The organism is Bartonella sp. AA126HLJHH, assembly GCF_042197425.1.
Taxonomy (GTDB): domain Bacteria; phylum Pseudomonadota; class Alphaproteobacteria; order Rhizobiales; family Rhizobiaceae; genus Bartonella.
Window position 1 is genome coordinate 78,640 of sequence record NZ_JBHIRU010000002.1, and the last position, 15,868, is coordinate 94,507.

The 15,868-nt window shown below is 37.3% G+C and carries 8 protein-coding genes; 3 read left to right on the forward strand and 5 right to left on the reverse strand.

The window, feature by feature from the left end; genetic code table 11:
• The first annotated feature begins 31 nt into the window (after positions 1-31).
• Together ACFIQC_RS01590 and ACFIQC_RS01595 are read left to right on the forward strand one after the other, a co-directional pair.
• A complete protein-coding gene (locus ACFIQC_RS01590) occupies positions 32-2,956 on the forward strand; it encodes a bifunctional [glutamine synthetase] adenylyltransferase/[glutamine synthetase]-adenylyl-L-tyrosine phosphorylase (protein WP_375706649.1) in 2,925 nt (974 codons plus the stop codon).
• 451 nt (positions 2,957-3,407) lie between these two features.
• Positions 3,408-4,232, forward strand: a complete 825-nt coding sequence (locus ACFIQC_RS01595) for an outer membrane protein (protein ID WP_375629445.1) — start codon at positions 3,408-3,410, stop codon at positions 4,230-4,232.
• A gap of 1,372 nt (positions 4,233-5,604) precedes the next feature.
• On the opposite strand, the gene ACFIQC_RS01600 is transcribed toward ACFIQC_RS01595, so the two are convergent.
• The 5 genes from ACFIQC_RS01600 to ACFIQC_RS01620 form a co-directional block, all read right to left on the reverse strand.
• Complete coding sequence (locus tag ACFIQC_RS01600) at positions 5,605-6,489, reverse strand: metallophosphoesterase family protein (RefSeq protein ID WP_375629442.1); 885 nt, start codon at positions 6,487-6,489, stop codon at positions 5,605-5,607.
• 597 nt (positions 6,490-7,086) lie between these two features.
• Positions 7,087-9,183, reverse strand: a complete 2,097-nt coding sequence (locus ACFIQC_RS01605) for a glutamine amidotransferase (protein ID WP_375706650.1) — start codon at positions 9,181-9,183, stop codon at positions 7,087-7,089.
• Entirely contained in the window at positions 9,180-11,978 is a 2,799-nt protein-coding gene (locus ACFIQC_RS01610; protein WP_375645505.1) for a DUF4159 domain-containing protein, read from the reverse strand. The genes ACFIQC_RS01605 and ACFIQC_RS01610 overlap by 4 nt, the downstream gene beginning before the upstream one ends.
• Positions 11,975-12,886 (reverse strand): DUF58 domain-containing protein, encoded by a 912-nt coding sequence (locus ACFIQC_RS01615; protein ID WP_375706651.1) that lies wholly within the window; start codon positions 12,884-12,886, stop codon positions 11,975-11,977. The genes ACFIQC_RS01610 and ACFIQC_RS01615 overlap by 4 nt, the downstream gene beginning before the upstream one ends.
• On the reverse strand, positions 12,887-13,918 hold the full coding sequence (locus ACFIQC_RS01620; RefSeq protein WP_375606357.1) for an AAA family ATPase: 1,032 nt from the start codon (positions 13,916-13,918) through the stop codon (positions 12,887-12,889).
• A 245-nt stretch (positions 13,919-14,163) separates the two neighbouring features.
• Here ACFIQC_RS01620 and ACFIQC_RS01625 point away from each other — a divergent pair, with 245 nt between their 5' ends.
• Positions 14,164-15,417, forward strand: coding sequence for a CCA tRNA nucleotidyltransferase (locus tag ACFIQC_RS01625; RefSeq protein WP_375706652.1), 1,254 nt, complete (start codon positions 14,164-14,166; stop codon positions 15,415-15,417).
• Positions 15,418-15,868: the final 451 nt, after the last annotated feature.

A 15,868-nucleotide genomic window follows, 5' to 3' on the forward strand; every position in this document is an offset into this window, starting at 1 on the left:
GGAAAGCAAAATGCTTTTCAAGGGAGCACAGATGAAACAAGCTTTTTTAAAAACACAGCTTCTCCCTTTATGTCCTCTCGATAAAAGTGGTTCCCAATGGTTAAAAGATATGGAAGAACAAGCAAGGAAAGAAGGTTTAGAATCGCTTGTTTCCATCATTTCAGAGAGTGGAACGCAGATTGATTTTATCAGTTCGGTTATGACCTTATCTCCTTTTTTGCGTGAGGTTTTAATTGCCAACCCATCATATCTTAGTGCTTTATTAAATGTTGATATAGAAACAAGGCTGAGCGAAATTATAGATGATATTACAGCTATTGATAAGGATGAAGCTATAAATGAAACTTCATTGATGGCTGCTTTAAGGCGCAAAAAACGAGAAGCGCATGTTCTTATTGCTTTAGCTGATTTGGGTGGTGTTTTTACTTACGAAGTTTCATGTGCTTGGTTGACACGTTTGGGCGAAGCAGCATTAAGTGTAGCACTACGTTTTCTATTAAGAGAAGCGCATGATCATGGTAAGATCAATTTATTAAGCCGTGAGAATCCAGAAAAAGACTGTGGTTTAATTATTTTAGGGATGGGAAAGTTAGGAGCAGGGGAACTTAATTATTCTTCTGATATTGATCTTATTGTTTTCATTGATGAAACATCACCTCATATTGGTAATCTTTCTGAAAGTGTTGACGTATTTTCTAAAATGGTACGCCGATTAATCCGTATCATTCAAGAACGCACTGCGGAAGGATATGTTTTTCGTCTTGATTTTCGTCTTCGTCCAGATCCAGGTTCAACCCCTTTGGCCTTACCAGTAAGGACTGCATTGCGTTATTACGAAGGGCGTGGGCAAAATTGGGAACGAGCAGCCATGATTAAAGCACGTCCAGTTGCTGGTGATAAGAGGGCAGGTTTTAACTTTCTCAAAGAGCTTTTTCCCTATGTGTGGCGGAAATATTTAGATTATGCTGCTATTGCTGATATTCATTCGATCAAACGTCAAATTCATGCGCATAAAAATTACGGTCAAATTGCAGCTTATGGGCATAATATAAAGTTAGGTCGTGGTGGTATTCGTGAGATTGAGTTTTTTGTTCAGACACAGCAGCTCATTGCTGGTGGACGTTTTCCTCAATTACGTGGACGTCAGACAGTTGCAATGTTAGCAGAACTTCACACGCTTGGTTGGATCAGTGAGAAAACGAGAAATAGCCTTATAAAAAGTTATGCTTTTCTTCGAAATGTGGAACATCGTATTCAAATGCTTTTCGATGAACAAACACATCTTCTTCCAAATGATACTGCTCAATTCACAAGTGTTGCCTATTTAATGGGTTATCAAGACAGTAGCAGTTTTATCCGTGATTTATTAAAAACACTTCAGGTTGTTGAAAAACATTATGCAGCACTGTTTGAGAATGAGCAAGAACTTGGTTTAGAAATTGGTAATTTAGTTTTTACCGGTGAAGAAGATGATCCGGAGACATTAATAACGTTAAGCCGTTTAGGCTTCGAAAGAGCAAGTGATATTTGTCGTATTATGCGCACGCTCCATTTTGGTCGTTATAAAGCAACGCAATCAGCCGAAGCACGCGAGAGATTAACGGAATTAACACCAGCTCTTTTGAAAGCTTTTGGTGGGACAAAACGAGCTGATGAGGCGATGTTGCGTTTTGATGGTTTTTTACAGGGCTTACCTTCAGGAATTCAGCTTTTTAGTCTTTTGCAGTCTAATCCCTCTCTTTTGGATATGCTTGTCCTTATTATGGGTGCTGCTCCACGTCTTGCAGAAATTATTACACGCAGATCCCATGTTTTTGATGGAATGTTAGATCCGAATATTCTTTCAGAATTACCGACCAAAACGTACTTAGAAAAACGGCTTGAATATTTTCTTGAAAATGTTCTTTCTTATGAGGAAATTCTTGACCATTTAAGGATTTTTGCAGATGAACAACGTTTTTTGATTGGTATTCGAATTTTAAACGGTACAATTACAGGAGAAAGAGCGGGTTTTGCTTTTACTGCGCTTGCTGATCTTATGATTACAAAAACATTTGCTACCGTTCAAGAGGAATTTTCTCGTCTTCATGGTCGTATTAAAGGGGGGCGTGTTGGCATATTGGGTATGGGGAAGCTTGGAAGTCGCGAATTAACAGCAGATTCCGATGTTGACCTCGTTTTGCTTTATGAACACGATGATGATGCAGAAATATCTGATGGAGAAAAGCCTCTTTATATCTCTCAATATTATACGCGTTTAGCACAACGCCTCGTTTCTGCTTTATCCACTCTTACAAGCCAAGGTATTCTTTATGTCGTTGATTTAAGGTTACGGCCATTAGGCAATAAAGGACCTATTGCTGTTTCTTTTCCATTTTTTAAAAAGTATTATCGCCAAGAAGCATGGATATGGGAATATCTTGCTTTAACAAGGGCTCGAGGCATTGCAGGAGACCCTGATTTTTTACAAAAACTAGAAAATGAAGTGTGTGCAATTATTGCTATTTCTCGTGATAAGAAGGAAGTTGCAAAAGAAGTATGTGAAATGCGTGCCTTGATTGCAAAAGAAAAGCCGCCAAAAAATCAATGGGATTTAAAAACGATGTCTGGTGGCATTATGGATTTGGAGTTTATTGCTCAATTTTCTCTTATTACGCATGTCATGGAGTTTCAAATTGGAGCGACGACAGCGGATATTTTAGATCACTTACCAAACAGTTTTCTTAATCAGTCATGTATTGCTGATTTACATTATGCCTATCGTCTTTATACAAATTTGAGTCAAATTATACGGCTTTGCTTAAATGATTCTCTTGATCCCAATGACATGCCACCTGGATTAAGTGATCTTTTGTTGAATAGTGTTGGGGAACCTGATTTGCTTCGTGTGGAAAAATTAATTGCAGAAACTGGGCAATTGGTCTGTTCAGTTTTTACAAAAATCATGAAATATTAAAATAATTCTATAAGAATAAATAAAAATTATTAATTCCATTTTTATATATTAATTTTTGTCTTTCATTTCATAGACGCTTGAGAGGGTTAGAGTGAAGTTCTCTACTGTTTTTTCAAGTGTGATGAAAAAATTCTCCATTCTAGGTATCATTCTTTATACAAAAAGCGATGAGTGATTAATTTAGTGAATCATATTTTTTATGAGCGTTATCTCATTTTTTCAAAAAATTGACATTATAATTATTTATATAATTTCAGATAATAATGATCAATATGAAGCTATAAAAGATGCTATAGATTAATAGCTTCTGGAAATTATAAATAATATTTAAGCTTTATTTAAAACTAATTTTAATTTTTTAACTGTGTCATTTTTGCTATAGATTTTTTCAAAAAATTGTGAAACGATTTACCATTATTTATGTATCACATTAGCTTTTAGGGGAGCAATTATGATTACAAAGTATTTAGCCTCAACATCTATATTTTCTTTAATTTTAATTTCTGTAGTACAGGCGTCGGATATCGTTATTCCTGAACAACCTGTTCCTGTTATTCCAGCACCTGCTTTGTCTTGGACAGGATTTTATCTTGGAGGACAGATTGGTAACTTTTCAGGTAAAACGACTGCAAGTTATTTAAAACATGAGACAGGGATATGGAATCCAATTGGAAAGGAGAATTTACCTAAACTTTCTGGTTTTATCGGGGGAGTTTATGCAGGTTCCAATATTGATATCGATAATAGTTTTATTATAGGTATTGATACAGATATTATGTGGTTTGGTAAAAAGGATTCTAAAGATGTCAATCTACCGAAAAAAAGTCCAACTGAAGAAACACCAAAACTTGTAGAAAAAACAAGTCTAACAAGAGATTTGCATGAGGAGGATTCGACAACACCTATTAAAGCTGTACGTCATACTTTAAAACAAAAATGGGCTGGTGCTACACGGGTGAGAGTTGGTTTTGCGATTGAGCGTATGATGCCTTATATTTCTGGAGGGATTGCTTATACGCAGCTTCAGAATATTTTTGCGGCAGTAGCTGATAGCAAAAATGGAGAAGTTGATTTTTCTGATTGGTTGCATGATGAAAAAAAGACCATGATTGGTTATACCCTTGGAGGTGGTATTGATTTTGCAATGACTGATAATATTATTGTACGTGCAGAATATCGTTATTCAGATTTTGGCAAAAAGAAGTTCATACAGGATAAATTTGAAATGGGTTACAAGACAAATGATTTTCGTGTGGGTGTAGCTTATAAATTTTAATTTTTGCAGAATTAAACACTTCAAAAGTCTCATTTTCGAATGAGGCTTTTATTTTTCAGATATGTTCTAGTAAATATCCTTACTCAAAAGAGCTACTATTTTATTCGAACAATACTTTGATTTGTAAACATAAATTACTTTTTGTCATGTTGAGTGAGAGACCCAAGTGTCATAAGATTTTCTCATTTTAAACCTATACCATATTGAACCGATCAAAACCATGTCTTTTGCACGTCAAAAAGAGGGGGCGTCGTGAGATAAAAACATTAAAGAAAGAATAAAAATGCTTCTTATGAACCATTTTAAGTGCTAAAGGCTGTCGCTACATTAGGGGGTGGCAAAGTGTGAGATTTTGATACTAGCTTGCTTTTCCATAAACGTGAAGATGGTGTTGCTAAATGGACTTAACATTACATCATTCATAGGTACCGTCGGGAAATGGGTTTGGGTGCTTTAAAAGATGCTTTTTAAAACCAACATGTGAATTGGCAAGCTAATGGCATTTTATTTTATTTAAAAGATCTTTCATACAATCAACTTTTCTGTTTTGCGGTATCGTAAAATATTTTATTTAATAACAAAAAGCTCGCAAAAAATTCTAAAGAACGTAAAATTACATCCGCAATATAACTCAATAATAAAATAATTATAAAGAGTATTATAAAGTTATTTATAGGAAAAAATAGAGAGAAAATTAGGAATTTATTGAGACATAAAAAACATTATTACCTATGTCTGTTATCGAAATATAATCTATTATTCTCCTAATTTTTTAATGTACGATAATAAATTTTGAGTGAAATAGTAATGGTCATTTCAAATCTATTTACGATAAATCAATCAACATCATTTGTTTATGAATCACAAGTAGGTTGGGTTATTTAAATTATATACTTTAGTTATTATTTGGCTTTTTTAGCCATTGATTTTCAGGTATAGAAGCTGAATGAGCGTCTCTATTATTCTATAAAATATCATCATTGTAATAATATAAAGATTTTACGCATTAGATGCTTTTGGAGGAGTGGATGATGAAATTCAAAGCAGGGTTTATGTGTAGAGCTTTGTGAAGTAAATCACATGCGCAATTAGCAGCTGGAACCCGTGAGACAAGAATCCGAATTATTTATAAATCAGATGTGGTAGAATTTTCGTCCTTTAGAGCGGGAAGGAAGAAAACCGATAAGTTTGTAAAAAGCTAGTCACATAAGTGGGGCAGCAGATGGAACTGTCTGAGAAAAATTGATCTATTGACAGAGAAGGTGAAACTTTATCTTTTAAGGAGAAAAAGGGAAATAAGAATTATGATTTCCAAAGGGATATGAAATAAAAATATTTTTATTTTTTGTTGTTTGGGCAACTATGAAGGTGTTTAAAGATTAATTGTTTCAGTACATGCAATCTCGTTTTTGGGGTTGATAATGCTATAACGTTTTAATTGGCAATGCCATTGATTTTGTAAGCGTTCAATGGAAAATAAATTAAAGCCTGCGGGCGGTTTTTTATCACCAAAAGCTTGTGATGCGGAAGGAACACCAACAATAGGAATTTTTTTAATTGGTCCTTCAATGTAATTCAATGTGGGTAAATGAGTATGTCCGTGAAGAATAAGCTCACAACCGTGGTATTTGATAACGTCTAGAAAACGTTTTATATCCCGTAGTTTTTTATGCCAAGACGTGGCCTTTGGAAAGGGGGGGTGGTGAATCATGACGACACGAAAAAGGTTGCGCTGTGCTGCTTCCTTTAAAAAGAGCGGTAAAGTTTGCGCTTGCATTTTACCAAAATAGCCAGAAGCTTGAAAAGGCAATGTCGCAATGGCTGAAGAAGCTGCTATGATGGCAACATCTTTGCGAATGCGCATATAAGGAAAGGCACTTTTTTGAGGGATGTCACCTGTAATCCAAGGTTTAAAGAGAGTGCATGCTTTTTGTAAAGCGCCGCGGACATAGGCATCGTGATTTCCAAATGTCAAAGAAATATCTTGAGGTTTTCCTAGATTAAGTAGCCAACGATGAGCTTGTATAAATTCTTTATCGAGAGCAAGATTTACAAGATCACCAGAGATCACAAGGTGATCAGGTTTTGTTTTGTTCAAGGCATCTATTAAAATTTCTAGGACATCTGTTGCCATCTGACTCTTACGTTTTTTTTGCCAGTTCAGATAACCGGTAAGACGTTTCCCAGAAAGTTCAAAAAGGGAAGGTTGCGGGAGAGGGGAAAGATGTACATCCGATATATGGGCAAGATAAAACATAAAAGCTCGTAAAGTATTAAAAACGATTTAAAGAATAAACATAAGATAAGTTAGTGCTTAAAGGCAAGAAAGATTGTAAAATGAAAATTAGCTTGCAAAAAAGAATGTCTCAAGCGGAATGTTCCAAATAGAATATCCCTAATAAAATATCATTGTGTTGTAGATTCACATATTTGTAAAAAAAAAACATTTCTCAATGCGTTTGAGCTAATTTCACGATGGTACTCGATATTATAATGGAAAGCTTCTGTGAACTATATAGGGCTTACTGTACACTACCATCTCTACACTTATACAAGGTGCAAATAAAAAACATCATACTATTTTCCCCCAATTTTATGAAAATCCTTGCTTTGCTTTAAGAGGATTCATAAGAGGTATTTCACTCTTTTCTTCAATGGTTTCTATCCATACAGCATCTCTTTAATAATACGCAAGAGAATGTTTTTTATTGTTTTAATATGAGGATATTGGAAATAAGAAGAATTCCACTGTATTTTGAGTTATAAATCAATACGTTATCTAATTACAAAAGACAAGTAAATACGTAAAAAGATAAGCTGAATTTTAAAACTATTAGACGAAATCTCAGACTTTTTAACGGCCTTCATAATACCACATGCTGCTCAACAGTAAAAGGCAAGCAAGCAGTGCAAAAAAACCAGAAAATATCGAAAAATAAAAGGTATTGATTAAACGGGTTTCTGTTGCTTCTTTCAGAACAATTGAATGTGCTGGGGAAGAGGACGGACTTGTTTTTGATTGAATCAGCTTAAATGGAGGAAGATGAATGTTTTCTTTTCCTTCAGGGTGTAAACGTCCGATGTAGCCACCAGTGTGCTTAATAATGGGGGCTAGTTTTTCTTGTGTTGAAATCAAGTCAAACAACTCAAGATTATCGAGCATCCCTACAGAAGAAAGTATTGTTAAACCGCCATTTTTAATGTTAAAAATTCCTGTCTCATCAGTGGTCACAGTTGCAGTAAAAAGGCCTTCTTTCTCTTTGGTCAGAGTAATATTTTCTTTTTTTCCAGAGGGAAAGATTATTTCAGCGGGCTCTGGATGCTCTTTAAGGGTTTGGCGGCGAATTGTTAAATGATGATGGCTGCTGGTCGCACTTAATTTTTCTTCCTCAAGTTCTGGTTCTTTCATGAGCCAATGGGCAATACGACGATAAAGAGCAGCATAAGGACCACCGCCTTCGAAACCTCGTGCCCAAAGCCAACTTTCATCAGAGAGCAACATGCCTACACGTCCTTTATCAACATGCGAGAGAAGTAAAAGTGGTTGTTCATCCGCTCCTTTCATGAGGGCGATTCCGTTATTTATGTTTTGAATAGCAATTTGTCGCAACCATTGCCCCCATTGAGAAGCGGGAAGGTTAAGTGTTGCAAGACCCCTTGTGACAGGATGGCGCTCACCTTCTTTGGTTAATGTGGGGCGAAAAGGTTTTTCAATAATAGTTCCATTGGGCAATGCCGGTAGAATGCTTATTAAAGGTGTTTTCGCAAGTGAGTTTTTTTGGGTAAACTCAGGTCCTGTTACCATCAACAATGCACCCCCCTTTTGTACATATTGGGCGATATAATCATAATAGATTAAGGGGAGAACAGTAGAGTGCTGGTAGCCATCAAGGATGATGAGATCAAAGTTATTAATTTCTTCAACAAAGAGTTTTCTTGTGGGAAAGACCACTAGGGATAATTGGCTTGAGGGCGTATTATCTGCTTTGGTGGGGGGACGCAAAATAGTAAAGTGAACAAGATCAATATTGGAGTCACCTTTCAAAAGGTCTCGCCATGTCCGTTCTCCATTATAAGGAGCACCTGAAATAAGAAGAACGCGTAAATTTTCTCTGATTCCTTCAATAATTGTTATGGCGCGGTTGTTTTCAAAGCTTAGTTCACCTTTGTGTGGATCAGTTATAACTTGGATAATATTTTTTTCAGCATGAGGAAGGGTAATTTCAGTTTGAAAAATCACGCCAGGAGTTACAGAATAATGGCCAATGTCTTGTCCATTGACGCTTAGTGTAATATTTGCTTTCTGTGATATTATTTTTTTGGCGGGGACTTTATCTTCTACCAAAATGGAGAGCGTTTGTGGTTTGTTGACAAGGGCAAAGCGTGGAGGAGAAATAAACTTGATTTGGCGATCAAATTCATCTGAGTATCCTGTAATCAGGGCATTGAGAGGTGCTTCATGATGAAGGTCTGATAGGTCAGGGATGTCATGTACTTGTCCATCGGTGATAAAAATGGTTCCTGCATAACGAGAGAGCGGTACATCAGATACTGCTTGTGTTAAAGTCTCAAACAAATTCGTTGAGGGTGCATATTGATTATCAGCAAGTTTCCCAGCTTCAATAAAGCGTGGTTCAAATTGTGGATAATGCGCCAGTGTTTCGACTAATTGCCTGCGCGCTTCATCACTATCATTTGTACGTGTTCCAAATGATTGGCTTTTGCTGCGGTCAATGACAATGCCTACTGTGCTTTTCAGTGGTTCGCGCTGTTCTTTTATGATCATTGGATTGAGCAAAGCAAGGATAAGGGCGCTTAATGCCATCAGACGAAATAAAGAACCTTGCCGTTGCGTAACAAGACCAACAACGACAAAAAGAATCGATATTCCGCTTAAGAGCAGAATCCAAAAGAGTGGTAAAAAAGGCTGAAAAGTGAAAAATGATATCATTGCCTTCTTTCTCTTTTAAAGCGTTCCAAGAGTGCTGGAACATGCACTTGATCCGCTTTATAGTTTCCTGTAAGCACATAAAGGACAATATTTAAACCTGCACGAAATGCCCATAGACGTTGCATTGGATCATTGGGAACAAGGGGATATTTCCATGCCCCTTTTTCATCGAGTGCCCAAGCCCCAGCAAAGTTATTTGCGGTGATGAGAAGGGAGCTTACGTTATCGCCGTTGGCAAGAGAGTTTTTATTTTTTTTGTTTGTTGATGAGGATTCAACCCATAAAGGTGAACCACGGTAGAGACCAGGAAAATCTGGCATAATATAAAAAGAACGTGCAACAACATGATCTGTTGATGCTGGCTCAATGGATGGAATATTTAACTCTTTTAAGATATCTCGTAATCTTTGCGTTTCTGGAGTAGCGTCTCCTTCAAGATTAAGATTGCTCTTTATCTGATCGCGCGTGTCAAATAAAATTGTTCCCCCATGTTTCATAAAGTTATTTATTTTTTCAAGGCTTTTGGGGGTTGGTATAGGACTCTTAACATCAATTGGCCAGTAAATAAGAGGATAAAAAGAGAGTTCATCTTTATCGAGATCAAGTGCTGTAACAGAGCCAAGGGTAAGCATTGTGCGCTCTGCAATAAATTGACTTAACGCTTCTAGACCACTTTTACTCGTTGTATCAATTTCATGATTATTGGTTATAACATAGGCAAGATGTGTTGCGCCAGCAGCTTGTACACTATCATGATGATTTTCTTTCGTTTGTGCATGAAGAGTTGGATCATATGAAAACAAGGCAATAAGACTTATAAAGGGGACGAGAAACATATTACGCCGTTTCATGAAAGAAAAAATATCTCCCATCCATAAAATGAGAAAATTGTCAAAGGCGAATAATAAGATGGCTAATCCTAAAAGTGGACCGATAAGATTTTTTTCTTTTGTATCGTAAGATAAAGGGCTTTTATTAAGAGAAGTTGGCAATGATGATTGTTTCATCAAGTGCGACGAATGAGTTAAGAGATTGAGTGCATAAAAATTGTTTTTGGCACCATAAAGTCCTGGGGGAGTATGGTAGGAAGGATGGGGTGGATTTTGAGAGTCAAAGATCAAAGGAACAACATCAGAGGGTGGTACTTGTAATTGTCCGTCAACGGCTATAGTTCGCCAAGGGTTTTGTATCACTGTTCTTTTTTCTCTGTGTGTTAGGTTTGTGTTTTCGTTAGAACCTAATGTGATTAATTTTTGCAGCATTTGTGCAAAAAAGCCAGAAAGAGGAAGGTTAGACCATGTTGGGTCAGGAGCAACATGAATGAGAATGAGGGTTCCTTTACCACGTTTTGCTGCGGTAATAAGAGGAGTTCCATCCGAAAGGCTAAGCCACGTTTTTTCGAAAAGATCTGGGGTTGGTTCTGCGAGGATTTGGCGCGAGACAGTAACATCTCCTGGAAAGGGAAGACCAAAGAAAAAGCTATTTTTTGCAAAAGGGGCAAGCTTTTGTGGTTTTGTCCAAGACATAATACTTCCAAGGGAACGTTGACCTGGGCGCAGTGGTATCGGAAGAAGGTTATCGTAATGTTCTGCGCTACTGAGTTTTTCTCCTGCAAAGCGGATGAGTGTTCCCCCTTTATTCACAAAATCAGAAAGTTTTTTTTCTGCTTTTGGGGGTATGTTAACAATGTCACCCATAATCAAAACAGATGGATTTTGTTTAAGCAAATGATCAATATCCGTTGAAAGTTCTCTTCCACCGGCTGTTATAAGCTGTGTATGACCTTGTAAGGCTTTGATAATGTAATAAAATGGAGCAAGTAAAGGCTGTGCCATTTCATTAGTATCGGGTGAGAGAAGAGCAACACGGCTTATCCTGTTATGGCTGTCTACCAAGAAGGTTGCAGCAGCATGGTTTTGATTGTTTATTTTTATCCAAGCGATATCATTGCGTAGTTCAAGTGGTACATTAAAAGGAACAAGTGCTGTTGTTTCTCCTTCAGAGAAATTGTTCGTAAATTGACCGAGAAGTTGATTATTTGAATCGTAAAGGCTGAGTATAGCGGGAGTATTACTGTGTGTTGTTGAGCGGATAATACGCGCGCCCATGTTTCCATTGTTATTTTCTATGGATGTTATGCCGGTTAAATCGGAAATATCAGTCAAATACCACAAGAAGTTTCTAGGTTTTAATTCTTCAAGAAGAGCAAAAGCTTGCTCATCTTCATTTGTTTGTAATCCATCACTTAAATAAGCAATATCAAGAGGTTTTCCTTTGGTTATTTCGCTGAGTTTTTTGAAGGCATGCACACGGTTGACAGGCCAAGGACGCGGTTGCAAATGCATTAAATGCTGTTTTATAATCTTGGCTGGTTGGGGCTCTATATTGGAGATATTATTTTCAGCCGTTGCAACAAGATAAATATTTTTTTGCTGTTTTTCTGCCTGTGCAAGGAGCATTTCAGCGATAGAGATGCGCTGTTTCCATTCTTTTACAGAAACCCAACCATTATCAATAATGAGTGCAAGGGGTTGAGACCCAGAAAAGCTTATTGGTTTTTGATTCCAAGTGGGGCGTGCTAGAGCTATGATAACAAGTGCCGCTATGGTTAAACGCAACAAGAGCAACCACCAAGGTGTATGTTTTGCTGTTTCTTGTTGATGAGTTGGTTTGGGTAAGAAGCGAAAAGGGGGAAAAAGCTCTTTACGCGGAGATGGAGGAGTTATCCGCAACAGCCACCAAATGACCGGTAGGAACAAAAGCCCTAGTAACAGAAAGGGAGCAGCAAAACTCAAAGTGCCCTCCTTTTTTGCAATGGAGAGTCGCTCATTGTATTTGCGAGATGAAAAATGGTCTCTGTTAAAGGTTGATCCGTTGTACTAACGTGATAAGACCATCCTTGGCGTGCGCAAAAATTTACCAATTCTTGTCGCCTTGCGTGATATAGTTTACAATAGCTCTTACGAAGATCTTCTGCTTTAGTGGAAACATGTTTCTCTTTCGTTTCAGGATCCAAAAATGCTGTGTGACCTGTATAGGGGAAGCTTTCTTCTGCGGGATCAGAAATTTCAATTAAATGCGCTGTTACCTGTTTTGTAGTTAAAACGGTTAAATGTTGGATGACTTTTTCAGGATAGTCGAGAAAATCACTCATTATAACGACATGTGAAAAGCGTGTAATCGTTGAAAAATCCGGAAATGAATTTTCATCTGAATGATTTTCTAAAGCAAAGGCTATTCGTTCTACGACATTGGATGTCATTGTGGGGGACATTAAGTTGGGAATAGCAATATGTTCGCCACTGCGTTCAAGAAGGGATGCCAAGGTAAGGGTAAGAAGAGTGGCATGATTACCTTTAGAGATTTTAGAAAAGCGCGAACAGTAATGCATTGATGCGCTCTGATCAGGACAAAGCCAAACGGTTTGTGTCATTTGCCATTCATGTTCACGGAGATATGTATTTTCATCACGCGCTGAGCGACGCCAGTCAATGCGGCTAATGGATTCTCCTTCCATATAGGGACGAAATTGCCAAAAGTTTTCCCCATTACCGCTTTTACGTTGTCTATGCCATCCGGTTATCAATGTATTAGCGATATGACGCGCTTGTAAAAGGAAATATGGCATTTTGCCAGTATCCTTATGCAGTTCATTTGCCAGCGACAATGGAGGCTTTTGTAAAACTTTTTTGCCAAGAGCCATTCAAAGAGCATCTTTCACAAGGTTATTAATAATATCTTTTACGGTTATATCTTCAGCACGGGCAGAAAAATTAAGAGCCATGCGGTGTTGTAATACGGGATAGGCCAATGCTTCAACATCATCAAGTGAAGGAGCTAAGCGTCCATAATAAAGAGCACGAGCGCGAACACAAAGTGAAAGGGCTTGTGATGCCCGTGGACCAGGTCCCCAAGAAACATAAGTATTAGCAAGGCTATTGTCTTTATGAGGGCGAGATGAGCGGACAATTTTTAAAATAGCTTCAATCACATTTTCTGAAAGAGGCATTTTGCGAACGATATTTTGAATTTTTTGCAATTTTTTGCCGGATAAAATTGGTTTTGCATTTGATTTTTTTTCTTTTGTTGTTTCTAAAATAATCCGTCGCTCTGTTGTGAGGTCAGGATAGTCAATATCGATTTGCATCAAAAAGCGATCCAGTTGTGCTTCAGGAAGTGGATAGGTCCCTTCTTGTTCGAGAGGATTTTGCGTTGCAAGAACATGAAAAGGTTGTGGCAAATCATAACGGGTACCTGCAACAGTAACATGATATTCTTGCATAGCTTGTAAAAGGGCTGACTGTGTCCGTGGGGAAGCACGATTGATTTCATCGGCCATGAGAAGTTGCGTGAAAATAGGACCTTGAATGTATCGAAAAGAACGTTTACCGTCTTTATCGGAATCCATAATTTCAGAACCAATAATATCCGATGGCATTAAGTCAGGAGTGAATTGGATGCGTTTTTCATCAAGCCCTAAGACTGTTCCCAATGTTTCAACAAGACGTGTTTTTGCAAGTCCTGGAGCACCGACAAGAAGGGCGTGACCACCAGCAAAAATAGCGATTAAAGCATATTCGATTACCTGATTTTGCCCAAAAATAACTTTGTCAATTTCTTTTTGTAAAATATCCAACTCTTTGTGTGCCGTATCAATATCATCAATAATGACTTGAGCTTCATGATTGATATTGACCTTTTTTATAGAATTGGATGATGGATCATGTTGACTCATATTTCTTCCTTAAGGCGTTTGTCGCAAAAATGGTAATTTTCTCTGCATGATAATGGATATCTTATTGTTTGTAACAGAAAATGAGAAGAAATGAAGTATCATATGCCGTTTTTTTTCATATTCATATAGAAGAGAAAAGTTTCTTTGGAAGAATAGACGTGCTTTATAAGGGATGTCTTAAAAAATTTGTTTTATGAAGAGAATTTTTTAAAGCAATGAAGACAACTTTTTTGAAAGGTTGAAGGGTGAATATAAGACAGAACTTCAAACAGGTTGCGTGGTTACAACAAAGTGATATCCAAACACTTCTTCGTGTTTTGTCTGTGGAGGGGGAAGAGGCGCGTATTGTAGGGGGAGCAGTACGCAATCAACTGCTAGGGCAGCCTATTAGTGATATTGATATTGCCACAACCTGCTTGCCGCAACAGATTATCGCACGTGTAGAAGCAGCAGGATTTAAAGCTATTCCTACAGGGATTGCGTTTGGTACAATAACAGTAGTTGCTCATTCATGTTCTTATGAGGTTACAACGCTTCGCTGCGATATTGAAACGGATGGTCGTCATGCAAAAGTGGCATTTGGTCGTGATTGGAAAAAAGATGCTGAACGGCGAGATTTTACGATAAATGCGCTTTATTGTGATGCTGCTGGCAACCTTTATGATGATGTGGGAGGTTTGAGTGATATTGCTAGCCGAACAGTTCGTTTTATTGGGGTTGCAGAAGATCGTATTGGCGAAGATTATTTGCGTATTTTACGGTTTTTTCGCTTTTTTGCGTGGTATGGAGCAGGGCGACCTGATGTGCAAGGATTGAAGGCATGTGTTCGTTTAAAACACGGTTTAAAAAAACTTTCTTCTGAACGTATTTGGGCAGAAATGAAAAAGCTTCTTGCGGCGTTTGATCCAACGCGTGCTCTTTTATGGATGCGACAAAGCAGAATTTTGGCACTCATTTTTCCTGAAACAGAACGATGGGGCATTGATGCAATTCACGCATTGGTGAAGACAGAACAGGCTCTTGGTTGGAAAGTTGATCCATTGTTACGGCTAGAAAGCCTTCTTCCTCCTGATCCCATGCGTCTTCATGAAATGGCACAGCGCTTGCGTTTTTCTCTTAAGGAAACAACGCGATTAAAAGAATGGGCGGAGTTAGAAATAATAAACCAAAACTGTTCTGATCATTTTGTGCAAAAACTGATTTATTTTCATGGACGACAGCCAGTTTTAGATCAATTATCGTTGTCTGTCGCTGCATCACATCTTGATCATCTGGAAAAAAGTGATGCTTTGCAAAAAGCAGAGGGTTATGTCAAGCTTTATCAATTTGCCAAAAAATGGCAAATTCCAACTTTTCCCATTAATGGTAACGATTTAATAAAGAAAGGTTTTACGAAAGGTGTACTTTTAGGAAAAAAGCTTAAAGAGCTAGAAATGATATGGATTGAAAGCGGATTTTTAATGGATCGTCATGCACTATTAGAAAAAATTGATTTATAATATTTCTGTTTATAAACTCACTGTTGTTTATATTTTTTAAGTCAACATATTAATTTATAATAATCATTATTCATGTGAAAGAAGAGTCCCCAATATTGTAAGGTTATTTCAAACCTGTTCATATTACATCAATCAAAATTATTGCCTTACGTGTCACGAGGGGGAAGCTGTACGAGTAAAAACGATTACAGAGAGGAAAAATGTCTCTTATAAACCATCTCAAAGATAAGGATTCTCGAAAATGAGAACGAATAAAGAGAATAGTGATAGCGGTTTGCACCTTGTATGACCATAAAGAGGGGGATGTTCACTGGATTTTTACTATGAGGTGATATGAAATGGATGTGATGGGTACTAAGAAATGTTTATTTTACAAGCACTTAATTGTTTGAAAATGATAGGCATTATACGCTCTAACTGTTCTTTATATGTTGTATTATTGTTTTTCGTG